Below are 21,632 nucleotides of genomic sequence, written 5' to 3'. Positions count from 1 at the left end.
CACCCACCGCACTGGCGCGGCGCAGGCCTCATTGCCCGCAGCGCTTACGGCTCATTCCCAGTGGTTAAGCAATCGAAACCAGCGAGTAACGGCTACTTATACAGTCCCATGCATAAGTGCGCGAGACATCATCCTACGGCGGTGCCGAACAGGCTGCCCAGGACGTATGTCACACCCGCCGCGGCACCCCCGAGCGCGAGCTGCCGGATTCCGCTGTACCACCAGGTTCGAGCCGTCACCCGGGCCACGATCGCGCCGCACGCGAAGAGCCCGATCAGCGCGAGCAGCAGCGCGGGCCACAGGACGGTCGCGCCGAGCAGATACGGCAGCAGCGGGAGCAGGGCACCCAGGGCGAAGGAGCCGAAGCTCGACACGGCGGCGACGGCCGGGGAGGGCAGGTCGCCGGGGTCGATGCCGAGCTCTTCGCGGGCGTGTATCTCCAGGGCCTGCTCGGGGTCGCGCGAGAGCTGCTTGGCCACTTCGCGGGCGAGCGCGGAATCGACGCCGCGCGACTCGTACAGCGCGGCGAGCTCGCGCTCCTCGTCCTGCGGATGCTTGCTCAACTCACGGCGCTCGACGTCGAGTTCGGCCTGGACGAGCTCGCGCTGCGAGGCGACGGAGGTGTACTCGCCCGCGGCCATGGAGAAGGCGCCTGCGGCCAGGCCCACGAGCCCGGTGATGACGATCGTCCGATGGGAGACGGACCCGCCGGCGACACCGGTCATCAGGGCGAGGTTGGACACGAGCCCGTCCATCGCGCCGAACACGGCCGGGCGCAGCCATCCGCCGTTCACATCCCGGTGGGTGTGGTTGTCGCGGTGCGCCTCGTGCAGCGTCGCCTCGGTCTCGATGATGGACATACCGGTCCCCCAGGATCCGTCGATTGGACTGTTTCTACTTTTCGACAACCACGAAACTACGCCTGGAATTTCTTCTCCGCCAGCAAGGAAAGGCTGGGCTAACCTGCGGTTTTGCCCTCAAGCGCTCATCTGTTAAGGATCATGCACAGATGTCGACCGGGTGAATGAGGAGCCGCGGACGGCTCTCCCCGCCCCCTCCCGTGGGACACATCCCCAAAGGGCTCTGCGCCCTGAGAGGAGAGGCACCGTATGGCTTCCATCGCCTGCATTCCCTCCGTCCCGGCACCCGGGGACTCGGCCGCTGTGCGCGAGCGGGCCCGCGGCGCGCTGCTCGGCCTCGCCGTCGGGGACGCGCTGGGCGCGCCCGCCGAGAACATGAGGCCGTCGCAGATCCGCGCGAAGTGGGGACGGATCACGGGGTACGTCGCCGAGCACCCGGCCGGGACGGACGACACGGAGTACGCGATCTTCTCGGGGCTGCTGCTGGCCCGGCACGGCTCGGCGCTCACCGTGACGCATGTCGAGGCGGCCTGGCACCAGTGGATCGCCGACCGCGACGAGGGGCCGTTCCGGGGCGCCGGCTTCAGCGAGCGCGGCACCCTGGAGAACCTGCGCCGGGGACTCGCGGCCCCCATCTCCGCCCAGCACCGGCACGCCTGGAGCGACGGCCTGGCGATGCGCGCGGCCCCCTTCGGCGTCTTCGCGGCGGGCCGCCCGGCGGAGGCGGCCCGGCTGGTGGCGATCGACGGCTCGGTGAGCCACGAAGGCGAGGGCATCTACGGCGGCCAGGCGGTCGCGGCGGGGGTCGCGGCGGCGATGGCGGGCGCCGCCACGATCGCGGTGGTCGCCTCCGCGCTCGCCGTGATCCCGGACGACTCCTGGACGGCCCGCTCCCTGCGCCGGGCGGTGGCCGTCGCCCACCGCGGGGAACGGGCGGTCCGCTCGGCGGTCGTCATCGGCGGCTACCCCTGGACCGACCTGGCCCCGGAGGCCGTCGCCCTCGCCTTCGGCGCGTACGCCGCCGCCGACGGCGACTTCACCGAGTCCGTCCTGACCGCCGTCAACATGGGCCGCGACGCCGACACCACGGCCGCGGTGGCGGGCGCGCTGGCCGGGGCGACCCGGGGCGCCGCCGCGATCCCGGCGGACTGGGCGGCGGCGATCGGCCCGGCGCGCGGCAGCTGCCTGCCCTCCATGGCGGGCCACCACGTACTGGACGTGGCGGAGCTGCTCACACCGGGGGACGACGGGAAGTGGGGAACCGGGAGCACGGCACCTCCACCCCCCGACCTGTACGCCCTCACCAGCGATTACATCCTTGCCGACGACGATGACGAGGTGCAGCCATGAGACCCGGCCTGGTGGGCGACGAACCCGGCACGGGATCGGCCTCGGCACCGGAAGCCGGGGGATCGGTCTCGATCTGCGACATCGAGGACTCACTCTCGACGTCCGACACCGGGGACTCACTCTCGACGACCGACACCGGGGACTCCCCCTCGACGACCGACACCGGGGACTCACTCTCGACGACCGACACCGGGGACTCCCCCTCGACGACCGACACCGGGGACTCACTCTCGACGTCCGACACCGGGGACTCCCCCTCGACGACCGACACCGGGGACTCACTCTCGTCGGACGCCGCCCCCCGTACCGAGCCGGGCGCAGCCCCCGCACCCGCCCCACGCGCCCGCCGGATCGAGGGCCTCCTGCTCGGGCTGGCCGCGGGCGACGCCGCGGGCTGGCCCGCCGGCCGGCACCGCGCGGCCCGGATGCCCGAGTGGACCCGGCGGCTGACCCGCGAGCTGGACACCTTCGCGGAACAGAACGCGACGACGACCCTGCCCGTACCCATCGCGCTCAACCAGCCGCCGGAACCCCTGCGGCTCGGCCCGTCGGACGACGCGGAATGGGCGGCGTTCGCGGCGGAGGCCGTGCTGCGCGCCGGGGACCGCAGCGCGCTCGGCGACCTGAGCCGGGAACGCCGGATGCGGGCGTCCATCGACCTGTCCTGGAACGCCGTCGCCAGCGAGGTCGCCGCGGCCGCCGAGCGCGCCCCCGAGGTCGAGTCCGCGCTGCTCCCCCTCCGCGCCCGGATCTCCGTACGGGCGGGCCTCGGCAACCTCGCCACCGGGCTGCGCCCGCCCGCCACCGGCCACGACAACCCGCACTACTTCGACGACGCGGCCTGCGTACGGGCCTGCGTGCTCGCCGTGGCACACCCGGGCGACCCCCGACTCGCCGCGGAACTCGCCGAGTTCGACGCCCGCTACACCCAGGACGGCGACGGGGTGCACGGCGCCCGCGCGATGGCCGCGGCCCTCGCGCTCGCCCTCGCCGGGGCCGACGTCGACGCCTGCGCGGACGCCGCCCTCGCCGAGCTCCCCGAGTCGACGGAGATCGGCCGCAACGCACGGCACGCACTGCGGCTCGCCCGCGCCAGTGAGGACACCTTCGCCCTGGTCCCCCTCCTGGAACACCAGATCGTCGACCACGTCTACAGCTACGGCATCGCGGCGGCGGAGACCGTGCCGGTCGCCCTCGCCCTGGCCACCGCCGCACGCGGCCGGATCGCGGAGGCGGTGCCCGCCGCCGCCTGTCTGTCCCGGGTCGCGGACTCGGCCCCGGCCCTCGCGGGCGCGCTCACCGGCGCGCTGGGCGGCGGCGCCGCGATCCCGGCCTCCTGGCGCGACGCCTGCCGCATCCTGTCCGGCTGCGCGCTGCCCCGGCTCACGGGCACGGACCTGATCGGACTCGCCGACCTCCTGGAAGCGACGGAACTGGCCACCCCAGAGGGATGATTCGGGCATGACGCCCAAAGGAGAAGGATCGGGAACCCTCGACGAACGCATCACCGGAGCCCTCGTCGGAGCCGCCGTCGGCGACGCGCTCGGCGGCCCCGTCGAGGGCTACACCCCCGAGCAGATCGTCGAACGGCACGGCGGCCGGATCCACGGCATCGTCGGCCCCTGGAACGGCGACGCCTGGCGCACCGCCCGCCCCATCGCCCCGTACCACAAGGGCGACGGACACGTCACCGACGACACCCTGATGACCCACGCGCTGGTACGCGTGTACGCCACCGTCCGCGACCACCTCGACGCGTACGCCGTCGCCGAGCACCTGGTCCCCGACCTCATGACGGGCCCGCGCTGGATCCCGGAACTGGAGGCCGAGGCCATCCCCCTCCAGCGGATCTTCCTCGCGGAGAAGTGGCTGGTGGCCCGCCTCCACTACGGCCATGTGGACCCACGGGAGGCCGGCACCGGCAACATCGTCAACTGCGGCGCCGCGATGTACATGGCGCCGGTCGGCCTGGTCAACGCGGCCAACCCGGCGGGCGCGTACACCGAGGCGCTCGACGTCGCGGGCGCCCACCAGTCGTCGTACGGACGGGAGGCGGCGGGCGTCTTCGCGGCGGGGGTCGCGGCGGCGTGCGCGCCCGGGGCGAGCCCGGACTCGGTCGTCGCGGCCTGCCTGTCCCTGGCGAAGGACGGCACCCGGTCGGCGATCGAGGCGGTCTGCGAAGTCGCCGCCCGCCACAAGGACTTCGAGTCGGCGCTGATCCCGCTCCGCAAGGCGGTGGCCCCCTACGACACGGTCGGCCCCGACTACCGCTCCCCCTCCCTCGCCGCCCGCCGCCCCTCCCGCCTCCACGCGATCGAGGAACTCCCCGTCGCCCTGGGCATGTTGGTGGTGTCCGGGGGCGACTACCGGCACGCGGTCCTCGGCTCGGTGAACTACGGCCGCGACTGCGACTCCATCGCCACCATGTCCGGCGCCCTCGCCGGTGCCCTCGGCTCCGAGATCCCCCACGACTGGGCCAAGACCGTCGCCGAGTCCAGCCGCCTGGACCTGCACGCCCCGGCGGCCACCCTCACCGGGGTGACCCGCGAGATCTTCGCTCGTGACGTGGGCCGTCGCCGCGCCCACGAGTCCGCGTACGCCGAGCTGACGGGGACCCCATGATGCTCCGACTGACCTGGGTCCAGCCCGAGGACCTGCTCGGCCACGAACTCGCCCAGGCGTACCAGGACGGCCGCGCACCGGAGGCGATCGCCGCCCGCTGGCACGCGGCGGGCGGAGCAAAGGCCCCACCGCGCGCGGGCACGTCCCCGACTCCGGCCTCGCGGTATCTGCGCGCACTGGCGGGAGACCTCCTGGACGAACTGGCGGAGCTGCCCAGCGGGTTGGCGGACACGGAGCCGACGGACCTGGAGCGGATCAAGGCCCACTGCCCGGACTGGCCCGCCCGGCCGGAGCCCGCATCGGCCCCCGCCCAGGCCCGCCTGGAAGCCGCCTGGCTCGGCAGAGCGGTCGGTTGTCTGCTCGGCAAACCGGTGGAGAAGCTCCCCCTCGACGGGATCCGCGACCTGGCCCGGGCCGGCGGAAACTGGCCCCTGCGCACCTGGTTCACCGCCCGGGGCGTACCCGACGACCTCCTGCGGGCCCACCCCTGGAACAGACGCTCCGCGCCCACCTCCCTCGCCGAGAACATCGACGGCATGCCCGAGGACGACGACCTCAACTACCCCCTCCTGAACCTCCTGTTGCTCCAGCGGCACGGCAGGGACTTCACGACCGCCGACGTGGCCCGCCTCTGGCTGGACGAACTCCCCGCCGGCCGCACGTTCACCGCCGAACGCGTCGCCTACCGCAACCTCCTCACCGGCATCGAACCCCCGCACACGGCCGAGCACCGCAACCCCTTCCGCGAATGGATCGGCGCCCTGATCCGCGCCGACGTCCACGGCTGGACCAATCCGGGCGATCCGGCCGCCGCCGCGGAAGCGGCCCACCGGGACGCCACCCTCACCCACACCGCGAACGGCGTGTACGCCGCGATGTTCACGGCGGCCACCGTCGCCGAGGCGGCCACCGGCCACGGCGACGTCCACGCCTGCCTGCGCACCGGCCTCACCGTCGTGCCCCCCGCCTCCCGGCTGGCCGAGGCGATCCGCCACGCCGTCCACCTCGCCCGCACCACCGAGGACTTCGACACGGTCGTCGACACACTGCACACCACCCACCGCGCCTACCACTGGGTCCACGCCCTCCCCAACACCGCCCTGATCACCGCCGCCCTCACCCACGCGGACGGCGACTTCTCCGGCTCCATCTGTCGCGCGGTGTCCGGTGGCTGGGACACCGACTCCAACGGCGCGACGGCGGGCAGCGTCGCGGGCCTCCTCGCCGGCGCCCCCGCCGCGCTCCCCAACCGCTGGACCACCCCCCTCAAGAACCGCCTCGCCACCTCCGTCGCCGACTTCGACGGCGTCGGCTTCGACACCCTCGCCCAGCTGACCCACCAGCTCACGCACCGGGAGACCCGTCACCCATGACCCTTATCGCCGTGCTCGGCAGCACGAACATGGACCTCGTCGCGTACGTCGCGAAGGCCCCCCAGCGCGGAGAGACCGTGACGGGACGGGAGTTCCGTACGATCCCCGGCGGCAAGGGCGCCAACCAGGCGGTGGCCGCCGCTCACGCGGGCTCCGACGTCTCGATGATCGGCGCGGTGGGCGCCGACACCTTCGGCTCCCAGCTCCGTACGACCCTGGAGCACTCGGGTGTGGACACCGACCACCTGCGCACCACCGAGGGCCCGTCCGGCACCGCGCACATCGTCGTGGACGACGAGGGCGGCAACGCGATCGTCGTCATCCCCGGCGCCAACGCCACCGTCGACCACCTCGCCCCCGGCGACGAAGCCCTCATCGCCGGCGCCGGCGCGCTGCTGCTCCAGCTGGAGATCCCGCTGGCCGCCGTCCTCGCGGGCGCCGAGGCCGCGCGCCGCCACGGCGTCCGGACCATCCTGACCCCCTCCCCCGTACAGTCCCTGCCGCCCGAACTCCTCGCCTCCATCGACCTGTTGGTGCCCAACGAGCACGAGGCCGCCGCGCTCACCGGCGTCACCGACCCCCACGAAGCGGCCACCGCCCTGCTCGACCAGGTACCGGAAGTCGTGGTCACCCTGGGCGCGGCGGGCAGTCTGTACGCGGCCCGCGGCGCCGAACCCCTCAGCGTGCCCGCGCCCCGCGTCACCGCCGTGGACTCGACCGGCGCGGGCGACACCTTCGTCGGCACCCTGGCGGTCGCACTCGCCGAGGGCCGGCCGATGCGCGCCGCCCTCGCATGGGCGTCGACGGCCGCGTCCCTGTCGGTGCAGCGCGTCGGCGCCTCGTCCTCGATGCCGTACCGCTCCGAGATCGACGCCCAGGCCGCCTCGCACACCCGGCACACCTCATGAGCGGGCATACGGGTGCGGAAACGGGGACGGAACTCGGTCCGCTCACCGGGCTGCGCGTCCTCGACCTCGCCACCCTGTTCGCCGGACCGCTCGCCGCCACCATGCTCGGCGACTTCGGCGCGGAGGTCGTCAAGGTCGAGCACCCGGCCAAGCCCGACCCCTCCCGGGGCCACGGCCCGTCGAAGGACGGCGTCGGCCTGTGGTGGAAACTCCTCGGCCGCAACAAACGCACCATCACCCTCGACCTGTCCAGGCCCGGCGGCCGCGCCACCCTGCTGCGTCTCGCCGCCACCGCCGACGTGATCATCGAGAACTTCCGGCCCGGCACCCTGGAGAAGTGGGACCTGGGCTGGGCGGAGCTGTCGGCCGCCAACCCCCGCCTCGTCCTCGCCCGCGTGACCGCCTTCGGCCAGTTCGGCCCGTACGCGCACCGCCCCGGCTTCGGCACCCTCGCCGAGGCGATGAGCGGCTTCGCGGCGATCACCGGCGAACCGGACTCCCCGCCGACCCTCCCACCCTTCGGCCTGGCCGACTCGATCGCGGGCCTGGCGACGGCGTACGCCGTCATGGCCGCGCTCCGCGCCCGCGACGCTTCGGACCGCGGCCAGGTGGTCGACATGGCGATCATCGAGCCGATCCTCACCGTGCTCGGCCCGCAGCCGCTCTGGTACGACCAGGTGGGTTACGTCCAGCCCCGCACCGGCAACCGCTCCGCGAACAACGCGCCCCGCAACACCTACCGCACGGCGGACGGCTCCTGGGTCGCCGTCTCGACCTCCGCCCAGTCGATCGCCGAGCGGCTGATGCGGCTGGTCGGGCGCCCGGAGCTGATCGAGGAACCGTGGTTCGCGACGGGCGCCGACCGGGCGCGCCACGCGGACGTCCTGGACGAGGCGGTGGGCTCCTGGATCGCCCGCCACCGCCGCGCCGAGGTCCTGGACGCCTTCGAGAAGGCGGAGGCGGCGGTGGCCCCGATCCAGGACGTACGGGATGTGATGGAGGACCCGCAGTACGCGGCCCTGGACACGATCACCACCGTCGCCGACCCCGAACTCGGCCCCCTGCGCATGCAGAACGTGCTCTTCCGGCTCTCCACCACCCCCGGCGCGATCCGCTGGACGGGCCGCCCCCACGGCGCCGACACGGACGCCGTCCTCAGCGAACTCGGCCTGTCCGAGGCCGAGATCACCACCCTCAGATCGGAAGGCGCCCTATGAGGATCCCGGCCCTCCCGCTCACCTGGCTCTACGCCCCCGGAGACCGCCCGGAAGTGGTGGCGAAGGCCCTCGTCTCCGGCGCGGACGTCGTCCTGATCGACCTGGAGGACGCGGTCGCCCCGCACCGCAAGAAGTACGCCCGCGCCGCCACCGCCGAGTTGCTCTCGGACCCTCCCCCGGTCCCGGTCCACGTCCGCGTGAACGCGCTGGACGGTCCCTTCGCCGAGGCCGACCTGAGGACGCTCGCCCCGCTCCCCGGCCTCTCCGGCCTCCGGCTGCCCAAGGTGACCTCCCCGGCCGACGTCGTCCGGGTCGCGGAGCACTCGGCCCCCTCCGAGGGAGGCGCGATCCCCCTGTACGCCCTCCTGGAAACCGCCCTCGGTGTCGAACACGCCTTCACCATCGCCGCGGCCCACCCGGCGGTGCGCGGCATCGGACTGGGGGAGGCGGATCTACGGGCCGACCTGGGCGTACGGGAGGACGCGGGCCTGGACTGGGCCCGCGCCCGGATCGTGGTCGCCGCCCGGGCCGCCGGCCTCGCGCCGCCCACGCAGTCGATCTACCCGGACATCCGGGATCTCGAAGGCCTGGCCGCCTCCTGTGCCCACGGGCGCACCCTGGGCTTTCTCGGCCGCGCGGCCATCCACCCCCGCCAGCTCCCGGTGATCGAACACGCCTATCTCCCGACCCCGGCCGAGGTCGAGACCGCCGAGCTCATCGTCAAGGCCGCCGCCACCGAGCCGGGCGCCCAGGCCCTGCCCGACGGCCGGTTCGTGGACGCGGCGGTCGTGGCGGGCGCCCGCCGCACGCTGGCGCTCTCCCGCCGGAAATGAGCGAAGGGGGCGCCGCGTCCTCGGACGCGGCGCCCCCTTCGACGTACCGGAAGAGCTCAGACCTTCTTGGCCGACTCGGCCTCGCCCCTCGCCGCCTCCGCGGACTCCTCGGATTCCGCGGACTCCTCGGACTGCGCGGGTTCGTCGGACTCGGTGTCCGTCTGCGCCTCGGACTTCTTGGCGTCGAACTTCTTGGTGTCGAGCTTCTTGCCGTCGGACTTCTTGTCGGTCGTCTCGTCGGCCTCGTCGTCAGCCTTGCCGCCGGCCTTGCTGTCAGCCTCGCTGTCGGCCTTCTTGTCGAGGTCGACCGCATCCCCGTCGGGGGTGTCCCCGTCCGGCTCGACGACCTCCTCGCGTCCCGGCCGCAGCCGCGCCGACACCACGATGTAGGTCACCGCGAGGAGGAAGACCACCATCGCGGTCCAGTCGTTGAGACGCAGGCCCAGGATGTGGTGGGCGTCGTCGACGCGCATGTACTCGATCCAGCCGCGGCCGACGCAGTACGCGGCGACGTACAGCGCGAACGCCCGCCCGTGGCCCAGCTTGAAGCGGCGGTCCGCCCAGATGACGAGGAAGCCGACGCCGACGCACCACAGGGACTCGTACAGGAACGTCGGGTGGTAGTACCCCGGCACGCGCCCGTCCGTGGAGGACGTGATGTGCAGCGCCCACGGGACGTCCGTCGCCTTGCCGTACAGCTCCTGGTTGAACCAGTTGCCCCAGCGCCCGATGGCCTGGGCGAAGACGATGCCGGGGGCGAGGGCGTCGGCCCAGGCGGGGAGCGGGATGCCGCGTCGGCGGCAGCCGATCCACGCGCCCACCGCACCGAGCGCGATCGCGCCCCAGATGCCGAGGCCGCCCTGCCACACCTTGAAGGCGTCCACCCAGTCACGGCCGTCGCTGAAGTACAGCTCGTAGTCCGTGATCACGTGGTAGAGCCGGCCGCCGACCAGGCCGAACGGGACGGCCCACACCGCGATGTCGGCCACCGTGCCGGGCCGCCCGCCCCGGGCGATCCAGCGTTTGTTGCCGAGCCAGACGGCTACGAAGACGCCGATGATGATGCAGAACGCGTAGCCGCGCAGCGGGATGGGGCCGAGGTGCACCACACCGTGCGACGGGCTGGGAATGTAGGCGATATCCATGGCAGGGTCGACGCTACCCTGCCGGACCGGACCCACGGCAAGCAGCCCGGCTACGGGTCCATAACAGGGGCCCCGAACAGAGGCCCTGACAGGGGCTGTGACAGAGGCCACAACTCGGCTCAGGACGTGAGCAACGACATGAGTCGCCCCCGGCCCGTGTCCGAGCCGGGGGCACAGGGCCGACTCGGGGCTCAGGCCTTGTTCGCCGCCTCCACCATCTGCTTGAGCTTCGCGGGGGTCATCGTCTGGTCCTCGTAGATGTTCTTGCCGCCCAGCAGCACGGTCGGCGTGCCCCGGAATCCGCTGCTCTGGAAGGCCGCGTTCGACTTCACGACCCAGCTGTTGTGCGTGCCGTCCTTGACGCACTTCTGGAAGGCGGGGGTGTCCAGGCCGTCGACCTTGCCCGCGAGCCCGATGAGCTTGCTGTCGCTCGAGAAGTCGTCGGTGGTCTCGCTGGGCTGGTTCTCGTACAGCACGTCGTGGAACGCCGTGAACTTTCCGGCGTCCTGGGCGCAGGCCGCGGCATTGGCCGCGTGCCGGGAGCCGCTGCCGCCCCTGCCGTCGTCGATGAGCGTGACCAGGTGGTACTCGACCCTGAGCTTTCCGGCGTCCACCAGCTCGTGGATCGTCGGGCGGTACACCGTCTCGAAGGCCTGGCAGGCCGGGCAGCGGAAGTCCTCCCAGACCGTGAGGGTCGACTTGGCGCTGTCCTTGCCGACGGGGATCGCGAGGCCGTCCTTGCCGGTCGCACCCGAGGGCGACACGGCCGGGCCCGACGCGGCGCTCTTCTTGTCCTTGCCCGAGTTGGCGGCGAGGATGCCCACCACCCCGGCAAGGGCCAGGACGCACACCACCGACGCGCCCACGATCAGCGCCCGGCGGCGCCTGTCCGCGGACTTCTGCTTCTCTCGCTCGACCGCCATCCGCTCGCGGGCGGTGCGCTTTCCGTCACGGTTCTTCTCGCTCACAACCGGCAGAACGAACCGGGGAGGCGCAGCGCGCCTCCCCGGTCCCAGGTCCACCCGTTCGAGTGAGTGGATTGTCCGTTACGTACGCAACAGGACGCGTACGCGGCGGAAGGTGTCTCAGGCCGTGCCGCGCACGCCCTTCGCCAGATCGCCCGCGAGGGCGCGGACCGCGTCGAGGCCCGCGGCCTCGTCCGCCGCGTCCAGCATCCGCTTGACGAAGGCCGAGCCGACGATCACACCGTCGGCGAAGCCGGCCACCTCGGCCGCCTGGGTGGCGTTGGAGACGCCGAGGCCGACGCAGACCGGCAGCTCGGTGGTGGCCTTGGTGCGCCGCACCAGGTCCTGGGCCTGGGCCCCCACGGACTCCCGCGTGCCCGTGACGCCCATCAGCGAGGCCGCGTACACGAAGCCGCTGCCCGCCGCGGTGATCTCGGCGAGCCGGGCGTCCTTACTGCTGGGCGCGACGACGAAGACGGTCGCGAGGCCGTGCTTCTCCGCGTGCTCACGCCACAGCGCCGACTCCTGGACGGGCAGGTCGGGCAGGATGCAGCCTGCGCCGCCCGCCTCCGCCAGTTCGGCGGTGAAGCGCTCGACGCCGTAGCGGTCGATGGGGTTCCAGTACGTCATGACGAGCACCGGCTTCCCGGTGGCCCCGTGCGCCTCACGGACCGTGCGCATGACGTCGGCGATCTTGACGCCACCCTTGAGGGCGATGTCGTCGGCGGTCTGGATGACGGGACCGTCGAGGACGGGGTCGCTGTGCGGCAGACCGACCTCGACGATGTCCGCGCCGCCCTCGAAGACGGCCTTGACGGCCGCGATCCCGCCGTCGACCGTCGGGAACCCGGCCGGCAGGTACGCGATGAGCGCGGAGCGCCCCTCCGCCTTCGCGGCGGCGAGGGTGTCGCTCAACAGCTGGATGTTGCCGCTCACTTGGCGTCCCCCTCGATCTCGGCGGTGTCACTGCCGGCGTCCGGCTCGACGACGGCGTCGGCGGTGGTGTCGTACAGGCCGAAGTAGCGGGCGGCCGTGTCCATGTCCTTGTCGCCGCGCCCGGACAGGTTGACGATGATCAGCCCGTCCTTGCCCAGCTCCTTGCCGACCTCCAGGGCCCCGGCGAGCGCGTGGGCACTCTCGATCGCCGGGATGATGCCCTCGGTGCGGGAGAGCAGGCGCAGGGCCTGCATGGCCGCGTCGTCGGTGACCGCGCGGTACTCGCCGCGGCCGCTGTCCTTGAGGTAGGAGTGCTCGGGTCCGATGCCCGGGTAGTCGAGGCCCGCCGAGATGGAGTAGGGCTCGGTGATCTGCCCTTCCTCGTCCTGGAGGACGTACGACCGCGACCCGTGCAGGATGCCGGGTTCACCGGCGGTCAGGGTCGCGGCGTGCTCCCCGGTCTCCACGCCGTGTCCGGCGGGCTCGCAGCCGATGAGGCGTACGTCCGCGTCCGGGATGAAGGCGTGGAAGAGGCCGATGGCGTTGGAGCCGCCGCCGACGCAGGCGATGGCCGCGTCGGGGAGCCGTCCGGCGCGCTCCAGGATCTGCCGCCGGGCCTCGACGCCGATGACCCGGTGGAAGTCGCGGACCATGGCGGGGAAGGGGTGCGGCCCCGCGACGGTCCCGAAGAGGTAGTGCGTGCGGTCGACGTTGGCGACCCAGTCCCGGAAGGCCTCGTTGATGGCGTCCTTGAGGGTGCGGGAGCCGGACTTCACGGCGATGACCTCGGCGCCGAGCATGCGCATGCGGGCCACGTTGAGTGCCTGCCGCTGGGTGTCGATCTCACCCATGTAGATCGTGCACTCGAGGCCGAAGAGCGCGCAGGCGGTGGCGGTGGCCACGCCGTGCTGACCGGCGCCGGTCTCGGCGATGACGCGGGTCTTGCCCATCCGCTTGGTGAGGAGGGCCTGACCGAGCACGTTGTTGATCTTGTGGGACCCGGTGTGGTTGAGGTCCTCGCGCTTGAGGAAGACGCGCGCGCCACCGGCGTGTTCGGCGAAGCGGGACACCTCGGTGAGTGAGCTCGGGCGCCCGGTGTAGTGGATGAGCAGGTCGTCGAGCTCGCGGGCGAACTCGGGGTCCGCCTTCGCCTTGTCGTACTCGACGGCGACCTCGTCCACGGCGGCGACCAGCGCCTCCGGGATGAACTTGCCGCCGAACGCGCCGAAGTACCCCTCGGCGGTGGGAACTTGACCCTCGGGGTCGGGAATGAAGAACTCGCTGGGCATGCGGATACCTCGCAGGGGCGACAGCCCCGGTTACAGGTCGGACAGGGGTCACGTCGGTCGCGCACGCACAGGTCGCCCGGACGACACCGTCCGCTTCCCGCCCACCCGCCGATTCCCGGAGACGAAGTCCTCGGGAAACGAGCCGGGGGACACGGAAAGCGGCAGCCGGGAAGCCCCCGGCCGAGCCGGGGAGCCGTCAGCTCACCGCGGGGTGCGGCGGGCCCGGAACGGCGCCTGATACGCGTGCGCCGGCGGGCCATCGCATGCCGTTGACCTGGCCCGGTTCGTCACCGATGACATACCGCACGCGGCGCCCGTGGACGCGGCGGGCCGGTGCCCGGCAGCCGCGCGGCCGGCAGCCGCGGGCGAGGCGGGCGTAGGGATCGCGCGCCCCGGCGGCAGCCGCCCGCACGCACGCCACTCCCCCGTCGGGGCGTGGGCCCGGACGGGTGACGGCGGTGGCGTGGGGCGCGCTGTGCACCGGGGTGTCAGCTCCGTCCGTGGCGCAGCGCGGGGTGGGCCCCGGCCGCGACGAGGTCGGCGACCGCCGTCTTCGGGTCACGGCCCGTGACGAGGGACTCGCCCACCAGGACCGCGTCGGCGCCGGCGTTGGCGTACGCGATGAGGTCGTGCGGCCCGCGGACGCCGGACTCGGCGACCTTGATGAGGCCGGACGGGATCTCGGGAGCGACCCGCTCGAAGGTGGAGCGGTCGATCTTGAGGGTCTTGAGGTCGCGCGCGTTGACGCCGATGACCTTCGCCCCGGCGTCCACCGCCCGCTCGGCCTCGTCCTCGTCGTGCACCTCGACGAGCGGTGTGAGCCCGATGGACTCCGCGCGCTCGATGAGGGACTCCAGGGCGGCCTGGTCGAGGGCGGCCACGATCAGCAGCGCGAGGTCGGCGCCGTACGCGCGGGCCTCCCACAGCTGGTACGACGTGACGATGAAGTCCTTGCGGAGCACGGGGATGTCGACCCGGGCGCGGACCGCCTCCAGGTCGGCCAGCGAGCCGCCGAAGCGGCGCTGCTCGGTCAGGACCGAGATGACGGCCGCGCCGCCCGCCTCGTAGTCCGCGGCGAGGGTCGCGGGGTCGGCGATCGCGGCGAGCGCGCCCTTGGACGGGCTGGAGCGCTTGACCTCACAGATGACCTTGACGCCGTCGCCGCGCAGGGCGGCGAGGCCGTCCTTGGCCGCGGGAGCCTTGGCCGCGCGCTCCTTGAGCTCGTCGAGGCTGACGCGCGCCTGCCGCTCCGCGAGGTCGGCACGGACTCCGTCGATGATCTCGTCGAGCACACTCACGCGAGCGGCCCCCTTCCCTGACGGTGAACGGTTGAGCCTGTCGACCCCAGACCGCCGTTCCGACGGTCATGACGGGTCACTCCGATGGTATCCGGAGGAAGGCCTAGGCTTCACATCCGGTTGACGCCGGTCCCACTACCTGGACGTTTGCCATTTGATCAAGGGTGCAGCCAGCCACCGAAGGGCAGGTTCCGGACAACGGTGAAGGCCAGGAGCAACACACCCGCGCTCCACAGGTGCACGGGCCCCAGGTCGATCCGCAGCGGCCGGCCACGCGCCGAGCGGACCGCCCAGACGGTCCACACCACCGCGAAGACGAAGTAGCCCGTGAAAGCGAGCGCGTTGTCCGTGAAAGCCGCCGCGAGGTCCCCGTGCACGAAGGCGTGCGCGCTGCGCAGACCGCCGCAGCCGGGGCAGTACAGGCCCGTGTAGCGCAGCAGCGGGCAGACGGGGTAGTGCCCTGGCTGGTTGGGGTCCACGGCCCCGACGTACGCGAAGGCACCGGCGACGGCCGCGAGCATCCCCGCGGGGACGACGAGCCGCCGCGGCAGGAGCCGCTCAGCAGGTCGGGGCCCTGTCACCCTCCGGGTTTCGGCGTTCACCCGTCGCATTCTGCCCGTCCCGGGCGTGGCGCGCTCGCCGCGGGTGCGGCGCGCCCCGGGCGGACGCGCGAGAGGCGGTACCGGCGGGAGTGCCGGGACCGCCTCTCGAGAAGCCCTGGGGGTCAGCTCTCGGCGCCGACGGCCTCGCGGACCGGGTGCGCGGCGACCGGGGCCGCGGTCCTCTTCGGCTGGCCGAGGCCCGCCGCGCGCATGGCCATGCCGACGACACCGCCGAGGACGACGATGACCATGCCGGCCCAGAAGCCCAGCGGGTTGGCCATCACCATGAAGGCACCCGCGACGCAGAAACCGATGAAGGCGATGATGACACCGGTCCAGGCGGCCGGGGTGTGACCGTGGCTGCTGCCCGCCATGACTTGCTCCTCGTTGCTGATTACGTGTGTGAGTCGGACGCTCATCGTCCATTCTCCCGTACGCACGCCTGGGGCGGGAGCGCGGGGTGGCGACTGCCACGTCACATTCTGCACGTCACGACCAAGGTCCCGGGCCGTAGGGCCCGGCCCGGTCTGCCCGATTCCGGTCCTAGGTCCCGGCCGGATCCGGTCCCGTCGGGTCCTCGCCCCGGTCGAGCGCCTTCCAGATGTCCTCGGGCCGGTCGGGGTCGACCGGCTTGGCCTTGCGCGGCCGGGGCGTCCCGTCGCGCTCGTAGCGGCCGGACATCGCGGGCCACAGCCGTCCGTAGCGCAGCGCGAGCAGCCCCGCGAGGAGGATGAGCGCGCCGCCCGCCGCGGCCGCGTAGGGCCAGGCGGTGTGGCTGAGGGCGCTCGCGGTGGCGGCGGTGTCGCCGGAGGCGGCCGCGGCCTTCTCGTCGAGGGCGGAGCTGTCGTTCGCGCCGAGCACCGCCGCCACGACCGTGCCCGCGCCGGAGAGCGCGAGCAGGGCGGAGACGAGGAAGCGCCCGGAGCTGCGGACGGCGAAGACGGCGACGAGTGCGGCGAGGCCCACTATGGCGAGCGCCGCGGGCACGCCCGTGACGTCGCTGCCCTTGGCGGTCAGCGGGAAGGCGCCGCCGGCCACCGTCGCGGTGCCCGCCGACCAGCTCTGCCGGGTGGAGAGCAGCGCCACGGCCGCGCCGAGGGCGCCGCTGAGCAGGGCGACGGCGAGGCTTCGGCGGCCGGACCGGGCGGGTCCCGCGGCTTCGGATCGGGGGGGAGGTACAGCTGTCACGTAGTCCACTATCGCCTGAACCCCGGGCGAACCGTCACCCGGGGTTCACGTGACCCTCGTCCTATCGCCCGAACTCGTAGGGCAGAACCCGGATTCCGCCGCCTGCTACCGGCCGAGCCGGTTGGCGGTGTGCACCGCGCGCAGGACCGCGGCGGCCTTGTTGCGGCACTCGTCGTCCTCGGCGACGGGGTCCGAGTCGGCGACGATGCCGGCGCCCGCCTGGACGTACGCGGTGCCGTCGCGCAGCAGGGCCGTACGGATGGCGATGGCGGTGTCGGAGTCGCCGGCGAAGTCGAGGTAGCCGACGCAGCCGCCGTACAGTCCCCGCCGGGACGGTTCGAGTTCGTCGATGATCTGCATCGCGCGCGGCTTGGGGGCGCCGGAGAGGGTGCCGGCCGGGAAGCAGGCGGTGAGCACGTCGAAGGCCGTACGGCCCGCCGAGACGCGTCCGGTCACGGTGGACACGATGTGCATCACGTGCGAGTAGCGCTCGATGGACATGAAGTCGACGACCTCGACGGAGCCGGGCTCGCAGACCCGCCCCAGGTCGTTGCGCCCCAGGTCGACGAGCATCAGGTGCTCGGCGCGCTCCTTGGGGTCGGCGATCAGCTCGTCGGCGAGGGCCTGGTCCTCCTGGACGGTGGCGCCGCGCGGCCGGGTGCCCGCGATGGGGTGCACCATCGCCTGCCCGTCCTCGACCTTGACCAGGGCCTCGGGAGACGAGCCGACGACGTCGAAGCCGTCGAAGCGGAAGAGGTACATGTACGGGGAGGGATTGGTCGCCCTCAGTACGCGATAGACGTCCAACGCGCTTGCCGTGCACGGCGTTTCGAAGCGCTGGGAGGGGACGACCTGGAAGGCCTCGCCCGCCCGGATGCGCTCCTTGATGTCCTCGACGGCGTCCTGGAAGTCCGGGCCGCCCCACAGGGCGCTGTACTCGGGCAGCTCGGAGGGCGGGAGCGCGGCGGGCGGCTGGGAGACCGCGCGGGAGAGGTCGGCCTCCATGGCGTCGAGGCGGGCGACCGCGTCCGCGTAGGCCTCGTCGACGCCCGTGTCGAGGTCGTTGTGGTTGATCGCGTTGGCGATCAGCTGGACCGAGCCGTCCCAGTGATCCATGACGGCGAGGTCGCTGGTGAGCAGCATGGTCAGCTCGGGGAGCTTCAGATCGTCCCGCTCGCCGGGGCCGATCTTCTCCAGGCGGCGCACGATGTCGTAGCCGAGGTAGCCGACCATGCCGCCGGTGAACGGGGGCAGGCCCTCTCCGTGCGGTGTGTGCAGGGCCTCGATGGTGGCGCGCAGGGCGGCCAGCGGGTCCCCCTCGACGGGGACGCCGACGGGCGGGGTGCCGAGCCAGTGGGCCTGTCCGTCGCGCTCGGTCAGGGTGGCGTGGCTGCGGACGCCGATGAAGGAGTACCGGGACCACGAGAAGGACGCGCGGCCGTTCTCGGCGGATTCCAGGAGGAAGGTGCCGGGGCGCTCGGCGGCCAGCTTGCGGTAGAGCGCGACCGGCGTGTCGCCGTCGGCGAGGAGCTTGCGGCTGACGGGGATGACACGACGGTCGGTGGCCAGCTTGCGGAACGTCTCGAGGTCCATGGCGGCTGACCTTACTGATCCAGTGACGGTACGCCGGAATCGGCGCCCTGGGTGTCCACGAGGGCCGCCTCCTTGAGGAGCACGTCCTCGTCGAAGCAGGTACGGGCGCCCGTGTGGCAGGCGGCGCCCACCTGGTCGACCTGGACCAGGATCGTGTCGGCGTCGCAGTCCAGGGCCACGGACTTCACCCACTGGAAGTGGCCGGAGGTGTCGCCCTTCACCCAGTACTCCCGGCGGCTGCGCGACCAGTACGTGCAGCGGCCCGTGGTGAGCGTGCGGTGCAGCGCCTCGTCGTCCATCCAGCCGAGCATCAGCACCTCACCGGTGTCGTACTGCTGGGCGATGGCGGGGACGAGTCCGTCGGCGCTGCGCTTGAGGCGCGCGGCGATCTCGGGATCCAGGCCGCTGGGACTGCTGGGCGGGGGCGTGCTGGTCATGCAGACCATTGTGCCGCGCCCGTGGGACGCGCCCGCCGGTTGTCCACAGGCCGGACCGTGCTGCCCCGCCCGCCGGTGTCCACTGTGCGCGGTCCCGGGGCGGTCGTAGGCTTGCTGGCATGTCGACCCATGCCAAGCGTGAACGACTTCTCCTCGCCGACCTGTTGGAGGCCGAGGGCCCGGACGCCCCGACCCTGTGCGAGGGCTGGAACACCCGTGATCTCGCCGCGCACGTGGTGGTGCGCGAGCGCCGCGCGGACGCCGCGGGCGGGCTGCTGGTCAAACAGCTCGCGCCGCGTCTGGAGCGGGTGCAGGCGGAGTTCGCCGAGAAGCCCTACGAGGAGCTGATCCAGCTGATCCGTACGGGCCCGCCGCGCTTCTCGCCCTTCGCGCTGAAGCAGATCGACGAGGCGTCGAACACGGTGGAGTTCTATGTCCACACCGAGGACGTGCGGCGGGCCCAGCCGGACTGGACGCCGCGCCCGCTGGACTCGGTCTTCCAGGACGCCCTGTGGTCCCGCCTGGAGCGCACCGCCCGCCTCGCCGGCCGTGGCGCCCCGACCGGCCTGGTGCTGCGCCGCCCTGACGGCCAGACTGCGGTCGCCCACCGGGGCACACCTGTGGTGACGGTGACCGGCGAGCCCTCGGAGCTGCTGATGTTCGCCCTCGGCCGGCAGAAGACGGCCGACGTGGAGCTGGAGGGCGACGAGGACGCGATCGCGAAGCTGAGCGAGACGAAGCAGCTGGGTCTCTGAGCGGCCTGCCCAGCTCGGCGGCACAGCTCGGCGGCACAGCTCGGCGGCCCAGTGCGGCGGCCCAGTGCGGCGGCTCAGCTCGGCGGCCCAGTGCGGCGGCTCAGCTCGGCAGCTCAGCTCGGCAGCGCAGCTCGGCAGCTCGGCGCGGCAGCTCTGCGCGGCGGCGCAGCTCGGCAGCTCTGCGCGGCAGCTCTGCGCGGCGGCGCAGCTCGGCAGCTCTGCGCGGCAGCTCTGCGCGGCGGCGCAGCTCGGCAGCTCAGCGCGGCGGCACAGCTCGGCGGCACAGCTCGGCAGCTCAGCGCGGCGGCACAGCTCGGCGGCACAGCTCGGCAGCTCAGCTCGGCGGCGCAGCTCGGCGGCTCAGCTCGGCAGCTCGGCGCGGCGCAGGTCGCGGACGCACAGCGCGAGGACCCCGCCGAGGCCGCAGACCGCGGCGCTGGCCACGAAGACCGGTCCGGTGCCCCACCAGCCGATCGCGGCGGCGGCCACCGGCATGCTCAGCGGGGCGAGACCGAGGCTGACGAGGCCCGCGACGGCGGTGACGCGGCCCAGGTAGGCGGGGTCCGCATGGGTCTGCAGCAGGGCGCCGCACAAGGCGCCGCTGAGCCCCGCGAGCAGCCCCACGAGCAGGGCGACACCGACAGCCGTGGCGACACTCGGCGCATAGGCGAGCGCGCCGATCGCGACCGAGCCCGCCAGGATCGCCACCCCGGCCAGACGTCCCGCGTGCGGCAGGTGCCCGCGCACGGTCAGCAGCAGTGCGGCGACGCCCGCACCGGTCCCGAACCCGGCGACCACCCAGCCCATCCCGGCGGCGCCCCAGCCACGCCGGTCGGCCAGCAGGGTCAGGCCCACGTTGAGCGGCCCGACGAAGCCGAAGTCACCGAGGGCGATGGCGGCGATGAGCGGGGCGAGGACGCGGTGTCGCCTGATGTAGCCGAGGCCGTCACGGAGATCCCGCCAGGCGGTGCGCTCCGCGGCCTTGTCGTCGGTGGGCAGTTCCCTCATCCGTACGGACACAAGCAGCGGCACGGACACGGCGATCAGCAGGCCCGCCAGGCCGAACGCCGTCGCCGAGCCGCCGAGCGCCACGGCGAGGCCGCCGAGCGGCGCCCCGACGACATTGGCGAAGCGTATGGCGAGGCCCCGCATACCCTGCACGCGGGCGAGCTGGCCATGACCGGTGACCCGGGCCGGGAGAGCGCCCACGGCGGGCATGAAGACGGCGTCGACGGTGCCGAAGACGAGGGCGAGCAGCGTCAGCGGCCACAGGCCGGGACCGACCACGAGCAGCAGCGCGGCCACCGCGAGGACGGCCGCGCAGCGCACCGCGTCGCTGCCGATGACGACCCGGCGCGGCCCGAACCGATCGGCGAGCACTCCCCCGCCCAGCATCAGCAGGGCCCGCGGCACGGCACTCACGGCCATCACCAGTCCGGCCTGCGAGGGTGTGCCTGCCCGCACGGCCGCCCAGGACAACGCGATGTAGTAGACGTTGTCACCGATCATCGACGACGTGTAGGCGCCCAGCCAGCGCAGCACATTGCCGTCACGGTGGGCCGGACGGTCGGTGCCCGCGGGGGCGGAGCCTATGACGGTCGCGGTCACTGGAGTACGTCCTCTCAGGGGCGGAACGGGAAGCCGTACACATGCAGCGCCACGTTCTCGCGGCCTTCCTTGGCGCCGGCCGCCTCGTCGGCGCGGCTCTTCTCGTCGTACTTCTTGATGAGAGCGAGCAGCTCCGCACCGAGCTCGGACAGTTCTGTCGCCGTCAGTCGCAGCAGGGACTCGTTGTCCGGAGCGGCGGTGTTCCACTCCGGGGCCCAGGTGGGACGCTCGTCGAGGTAGCGCCGGTACATGTCGCTGCGCTGCTCGTGGAAGAGCCGGGTGGCCGCCAGATGCATGGCCCTCTTCTCGGGCGCGTCCCGGAAGTCCTCGTCGTGGATGCTCACGCCCTCCGAAGCGGGCTGCCACCAGCGCTCGCGGCCGTCCTCGCTCCGGGGCTCGGCCTCCTCGATCAGCCCGTGCTCGGCGAGCTTGCGCAGGTGGTAGCTGACCAGTGAGGGCGCCTCGTCGACCTGCTCGGCCAGTTGGGACGCGGTCGCGGTCCTGGCCACGTACAGGGCCCGGTACAGCTGCATCCGCAGCGGATGGGCTATCGCCTTGAGCGTGCCCATGTCCGCGATGCGGCGGAGGTTCTCCTTCTCGGCCATGAGCTCACCGTAGATACGAAAGAAAAATTGCACAACAGATTTTGCGCA

At 72.9% G+C, this 21,632-nt stretch carries 22 protein-coding genes; 8 read left to right on the top strand and 14 right to left on the bottom strand.

The annotated features are described in order from the left end of the window. Positions 1-128: 128 nt before the first annotated feature. Positions 129-860: a VIT1/CCC1 transporter family protein gene (locus ACZ69M_RS29450; protein WP_470054475.1), complete on the bottom strand. Its 732-nt coding sequence runs from the start codon at positions 858-860 to the stop codon at positions 129-131. 249 nt (positions 861-1,109) lie between these two features. Here ACZ69M_RS29450 and ACZ69M_RS29445 point away from each other — a divergent pair, with 249 nt between their 5' ends. The 7 genes from ACZ69M_RS29445 to ACZ69M_RS29415 are packed head-to-tail and all read left to right on the top strand — an operon-like array spanning position 1,110 to position 9,163. Further along, positions 1,110-2,210 (top strand): ADP-ribosylglycohydrolase family protein, encoded by a 1,101-nt coding sequence (locus ACZ69M_RS29445; RefSeq protein WP_470054473.1) that lies wholly within the window; start codon positions 1,110-1,112, stop codon positions 2,208-2,210. Continuing rightward, the gene (locus tag ACZ69M_RS29440) at positions 2,207-3,664 is read left to right on the top strand and encodes an ADP-ribosylglycohydrolase family protein (RefSeq protein ID WP_470054471.1); all 1,458 of its coding nucleotides are present in this window, start codon (positions 2,207-2,209) and stop codon (positions 3,662-3,664) included. Before ACZ69M_RS29445 ends, ACZ69M_RS29440 begins: the two co-directional genes overlap by 4 nt. Before the next feature lie 7 nt (positions 3,665-3,671). Next, the gene (locus ACZ69M_RS29435) at positions 3,672-4,832 is read left to right on the top strand and encodes an ADP-ribosylglycohydrolase family protein (RefSeq protein WP_470054469.1); all 1,161 of its coding nucleotides are present in this window, start codon (positions 3,672-3,674) and stop codon (positions 4,830-4,832) included. Beyond that, on the top strand, positions 4,832-6,205 hold the full coding sequence (locus tag ACZ69M_RS29430) for an ADP-ribosylglycohydrolase family protein (RefSeq protein WP_470054977.1): 1,374 nt from the start codon (positions 4,832-4,834) through the stop codon (positions 6,203-6,205). The genes ACZ69M_RS29435 and ACZ69M_RS29430 overlap by 1 nt, the downstream gene beginning before the upstream one ends. Then, positions 6,202-7,113 (top strand): ribokinase, encoded by a 912-nt coding sequence (gene rbsK, locus ACZ69M_RS29425; RefSeq protein WP_470054467.1) that lies wholly within the window; start codon positions 6,202-6,204, stop codon positions 7,111-7,113. The genes ACZ69M_RS29430 and rbsK overlap by 4 nt, the downstream gene beginning before the upstream one ends. Beyond that, positions 7,110-8,330: a CaiB/BaiF CoA transferase family protein gene (locus ACZ69M_RS29420; protein ID WP_470054465.1), complete on the top strand. Its 1,221-nt coding sequence runs from the start codon at positions 7,110-7,112 to the stop codon at positions 8,328-8,330. The genes rbsK and ACZ69M_RS29420 overlap by 4 nt, the downstream gene beginning before the upstream one ends. Beyond that, complete coding sequence (locus ACZ69M_RS29415; protein WP_470054463.1) at positions 8,327-9,163, top strand: HpcH/HpaI aldolase/citrate lyase family protein; 837 nt, start codon at positions 8,327-8,329, stop codon at positions 9,161-9,163. Before ACZ69M_RS29420 ends, ACZ69M_RS29415 begins: the two co-directional genes overlap by 4 nt. Before the next feature lie 56 nt (positions 9,164-9,219). On the opposite strand, the gene lgt is transcribed toward ACZ69M_RS29415, so the two are convergent. From lgt to hisI, 11 genes are all read right to left on the bottom strand, one after another. After that, positions 9,220-10,308, bottom strand: a complete 1,089-nt coding sequence (gene lgt, locus ACZ69M_RS29410; protein ID WP_470054461.1) for a prolipoprotein diacylglyceryl transferase — start codon at positions 10,306-10,308, stop codon at positions 9,220-9,222. 191 nt (positions 10,309-10,499) lie between these two features. Further along, complete coding sequence (locus ACZ69M_RS29405; RefSeq protein ID WP_470054459.1) at positions 10,500-11,276, bottom strand: DsbA family protein; 777 nt, start codon at positions 11,274-11,276, stop codon at positions 10,500-10,502. 117 nt (positions 11,277-11,393) lie between these two features. Further along, complete coding sequence (gene trpA, locus ACZ69M_RS29400; RefSeq protein ID WP_329369278.1) at positions 11,394-12,209, bottom strand: tryptophan synthase subunit alpha; 816 nt, start codon at positions 12,207-12,209, stop codon at positions 11,394-11,396. Beyond that, positions 12,206-13,498, bottom strand: coding sequence for a tryptophan synthase subunit beta (trpB, locus tag ACZ69M_RS29395; protein ID WP_470054456.1), 1,293 nt, complete (start codon positions 13,496-13,498; stop codon positions 12,206-12,208). Before trpB ends, trpA begins: the two co-directional genes overlap by 4 nt. 196 nt (positions 13,499-13,694) lie before the next feature. Further along, positions 13,695-13,979: a tryptophan biosynthesis modulator TrpM gene (trpM, locus tag ACZ69M_RS29390; protein WP_373561064.1), complete on the bottom strand. Its 285-nt coding sequence runs from the start codon at positions 13,977-13,979 to the stop codon at positions 13,695-13,697. Between the two features lie 7 nt (positions 13,980-13,986). Further along, on the bottom strand, positions 13,987-14,796 hold the full coding sequence (gene trpC / locus ACZ69M_RS29385) for an indole-3-glycerol phosphate synthase TrpC (RefSeq protein WP_470054454.1): 810 nt from the start codon (positions 14,794-14,796) through the stop codon (positions 13,987-13,989). Between the two features lie 158 nt (positions 14,797-14,954). Beyond that, on the bottom strand, positions 14,955-15,407 hold the full coding sequence (locus ACZ69M_RS29380; protein ID WP_470054452.1) for a DUF2752 domain-containing protein: 453 nt from the start codon (positions 15,405-15,407) through the stop codon (positions 14,955-14,957). A gap of 113 nt (positions 15,408-15,520) precedes the next feature. Next, a complete protein-coding gene (locus ACZ69M_RS29375; RefSeq protein WP_352046554.1) occupies positions 15,521-15,772 on the bottom strand; it encodes an HGxxPAAW family protein in 252 nt (83 codons plus the stop codon). 169 nt (positions 15,773-15,941) lie between these two features. Further along, entirely contained in the window at positions 15,942-16,595 is a 654-nt protein-coding gene (locus tag ACZ69M_RS29370; protein WP_352046555.1) for a TIGR02234 family membrane protein, read from the bottom strand. Positions 16,596-16,691: 96 nt separating this feature from the next. After that, positions 16,692-18,179: an anthranilate synthase component I gene (locus tag ACZ69M_RS29365; RefSeq protein ID WP_470054449.1), complete on the bottom strand. Its 1,488-nt coding sequence runs from the start codon at positions 18,177-18,179 to the stop codon at positions 16,692-16,694. A gap of 11 nt (positions 18,180-18,190) precedes the next feature. After that, positions 18,191-18,616: a phosphoribosyl-AMP cyclohydrolase gene (gene hisI, locus ACZ69M_RS29360; RefSeq protein ID WP_470054447.1), complete on the bottom strand. Its 426-nt coding sequence runs from the start codon at positions 18,614-18,616 to the stop codon at positions 18,191-18,193. A gap of 119 nt (positions 18,617-18,735) precedes the next feature. On the opposite strand from hisI, the gene ACZ69M_RS29355 reads away from it, so the two are divergent. Then, positions 18,736-19,371, top strand: a complete 636-nt coding sequence (locus tag ACZ69M_RS29355) for a TIGR03085 family metal-binding protein (protein WP_470054445.1) — start codon at positions 18,736-18,738, stop codon at positions 19,369-19,371. A gap of 360 nt (positions 19,372-19,731) precedes the next feature. Here the strand turns inward: ACZ69M_RS29355 and ACZ69M_RS29350 are convergent, their stop codons facing one another. Further along, on the bottom strand, positions 19,732-20,979 hold the full coding sequence (locus ACZ69M_RS29350) for an MFS transporter (protein ID WP_470054443.1): 1,248 nt from the start codon (positions 20,977-20,979) through the stop codon (positions 19,732-19,734). Positions 20,980-20,993: 14 nt separating this feature from the next. Next, positions 20,994-21,584, bottom strand: coding sequence for an ArsR/SmtB family transcription factor (locus ACZ69M_RS29345; RefSeq protein WP_470054441.1), 591 nt, complete (start codon positions 21,582-21,584; stop codon positions 20,994-20,996). Positions 21,585-21,632 lie beyond the last annotated feature (48 nt).

Source organism: Streptomyces sp. NPDC107454 (assembly GCF_055582885.1).
The sequence above is the reverse complement of the archived record's forward strand: the minus strand, read 5'-3'. Positions and strand labels throughout refer to the sequence as shown.

Bases quoted from the DNA above. Each gene is read 5' to 3' on its own strand.
- ACZ69M_RS29380 (WP_470054452.1), bottom strand. From the start codon at position 15,407: ATGCGACGGGTGAACGCCGAAACCCGGAGGGTGACAGGGCCCCGACCT.
- ACZ69M_RS29375 (WP_352046554.1), bottom strand. From the start codon at position 15,772: ATGGCGGGCAGCAGCCACGGTCACACCCCGGCCGCCTGGACCGGTGTC.
- lgt (WP_470054461.1), bottom strand. From the start codon at position 10,308: ATGGATATCGCCTACATTCCCAGCCCGTCGCACGGTGTGGTGCACCTC.
- ACZ69M_RS29365 (WP_470054449.1), bottom strand. From the start codon at position 18,179: ATGGACCTCGAGACGTTCCGCAAGCTGGCCACCGACCGTCGTGTCATC.
- ACZ69M_RS29420 (WP_470054465.1), top strand. From the start codon at position 7,110: ATGAGCGGGCATACGGGTGCGGAAACGGGGACGGAACTCGGTCCGCTC.
- ACZ69M_RS29355 (WP_470054445.1), top strand. From the start codon at position 18,736: ATGTCGACCCATGCCAAGCGTGAACGACTTCTCCTCGCCGACCTGTTG.
- ACZ69M_RS29435 (WP_470054469.1), top strand. From the start codon at position 3,672: ATGACGCCCAAAGGAGAAGGATCGGGAACCCTCGACGAACGCATCACC.
- ACZ69M_RS29430 (WP_470054977.1), top strand. From the start codon at position 4,832: ATGCTCCGACTGACCTGGGTCCAGCCCGAGGACCTGCTCGGCCACGAA.
- ACZ69M_RS29445 (WP_470054473.1), top strand. From the start codon at position 1,110: ATGGCTTCCATCGCCTGCATTCCCTCCGTCCCGGCACCCGGGGACTCG.
- ACZ69M_RS29345 (WP_470054441.1), bottom strand. From the start codon at position 21,584: ATGGCCGAGAAGGAGAACCTCCGCCGCATCGCGGACATGGGCACGCTC.
- trpB (WP_470054456.1), bottom strand. From the start codon at position 13,498: ATGCCCAGCGAGTTCTTCATTCCCGACCCCGAGGGTCAAGTTCCCACC.
- ACZ69M_RS29450 (WP_470054475.1), bottom strand. From the start codon at position 860: ATGTCCATCATCGAGACCGAGGCGACGCTGCACGAGGCGCACCGCGAC.
- rbsK (WP_470054467.1), top strand. From the start codon at position 6,202: ATGACCCTTATCGCCGTGCTCGGCAGCACGAACATGGACCTCGTCGCG.
- ACZ69M_RS29440 (WP_470054471.1), top strand. From the start codon at position 2,207: ATGAGACCCGGCCTGGTGGGCGACGAACCCGGCACGGGATCGGCCTCG.
- hisI (WP_470054447.1), bottom strand. From the start codon at position 18,616: ATGACCAGCACGCCCCCGCCCAGCAGTCCCAGCGGCCTGGATCCCGAG.
- ACZ69M_RS29415 (WP_470054463.1), top strand. From the start codon at position 8,327: ATGAGGATCCCGGCCCTCCCGCTCACCTGGCTCTACGCCCCCGGAGAC.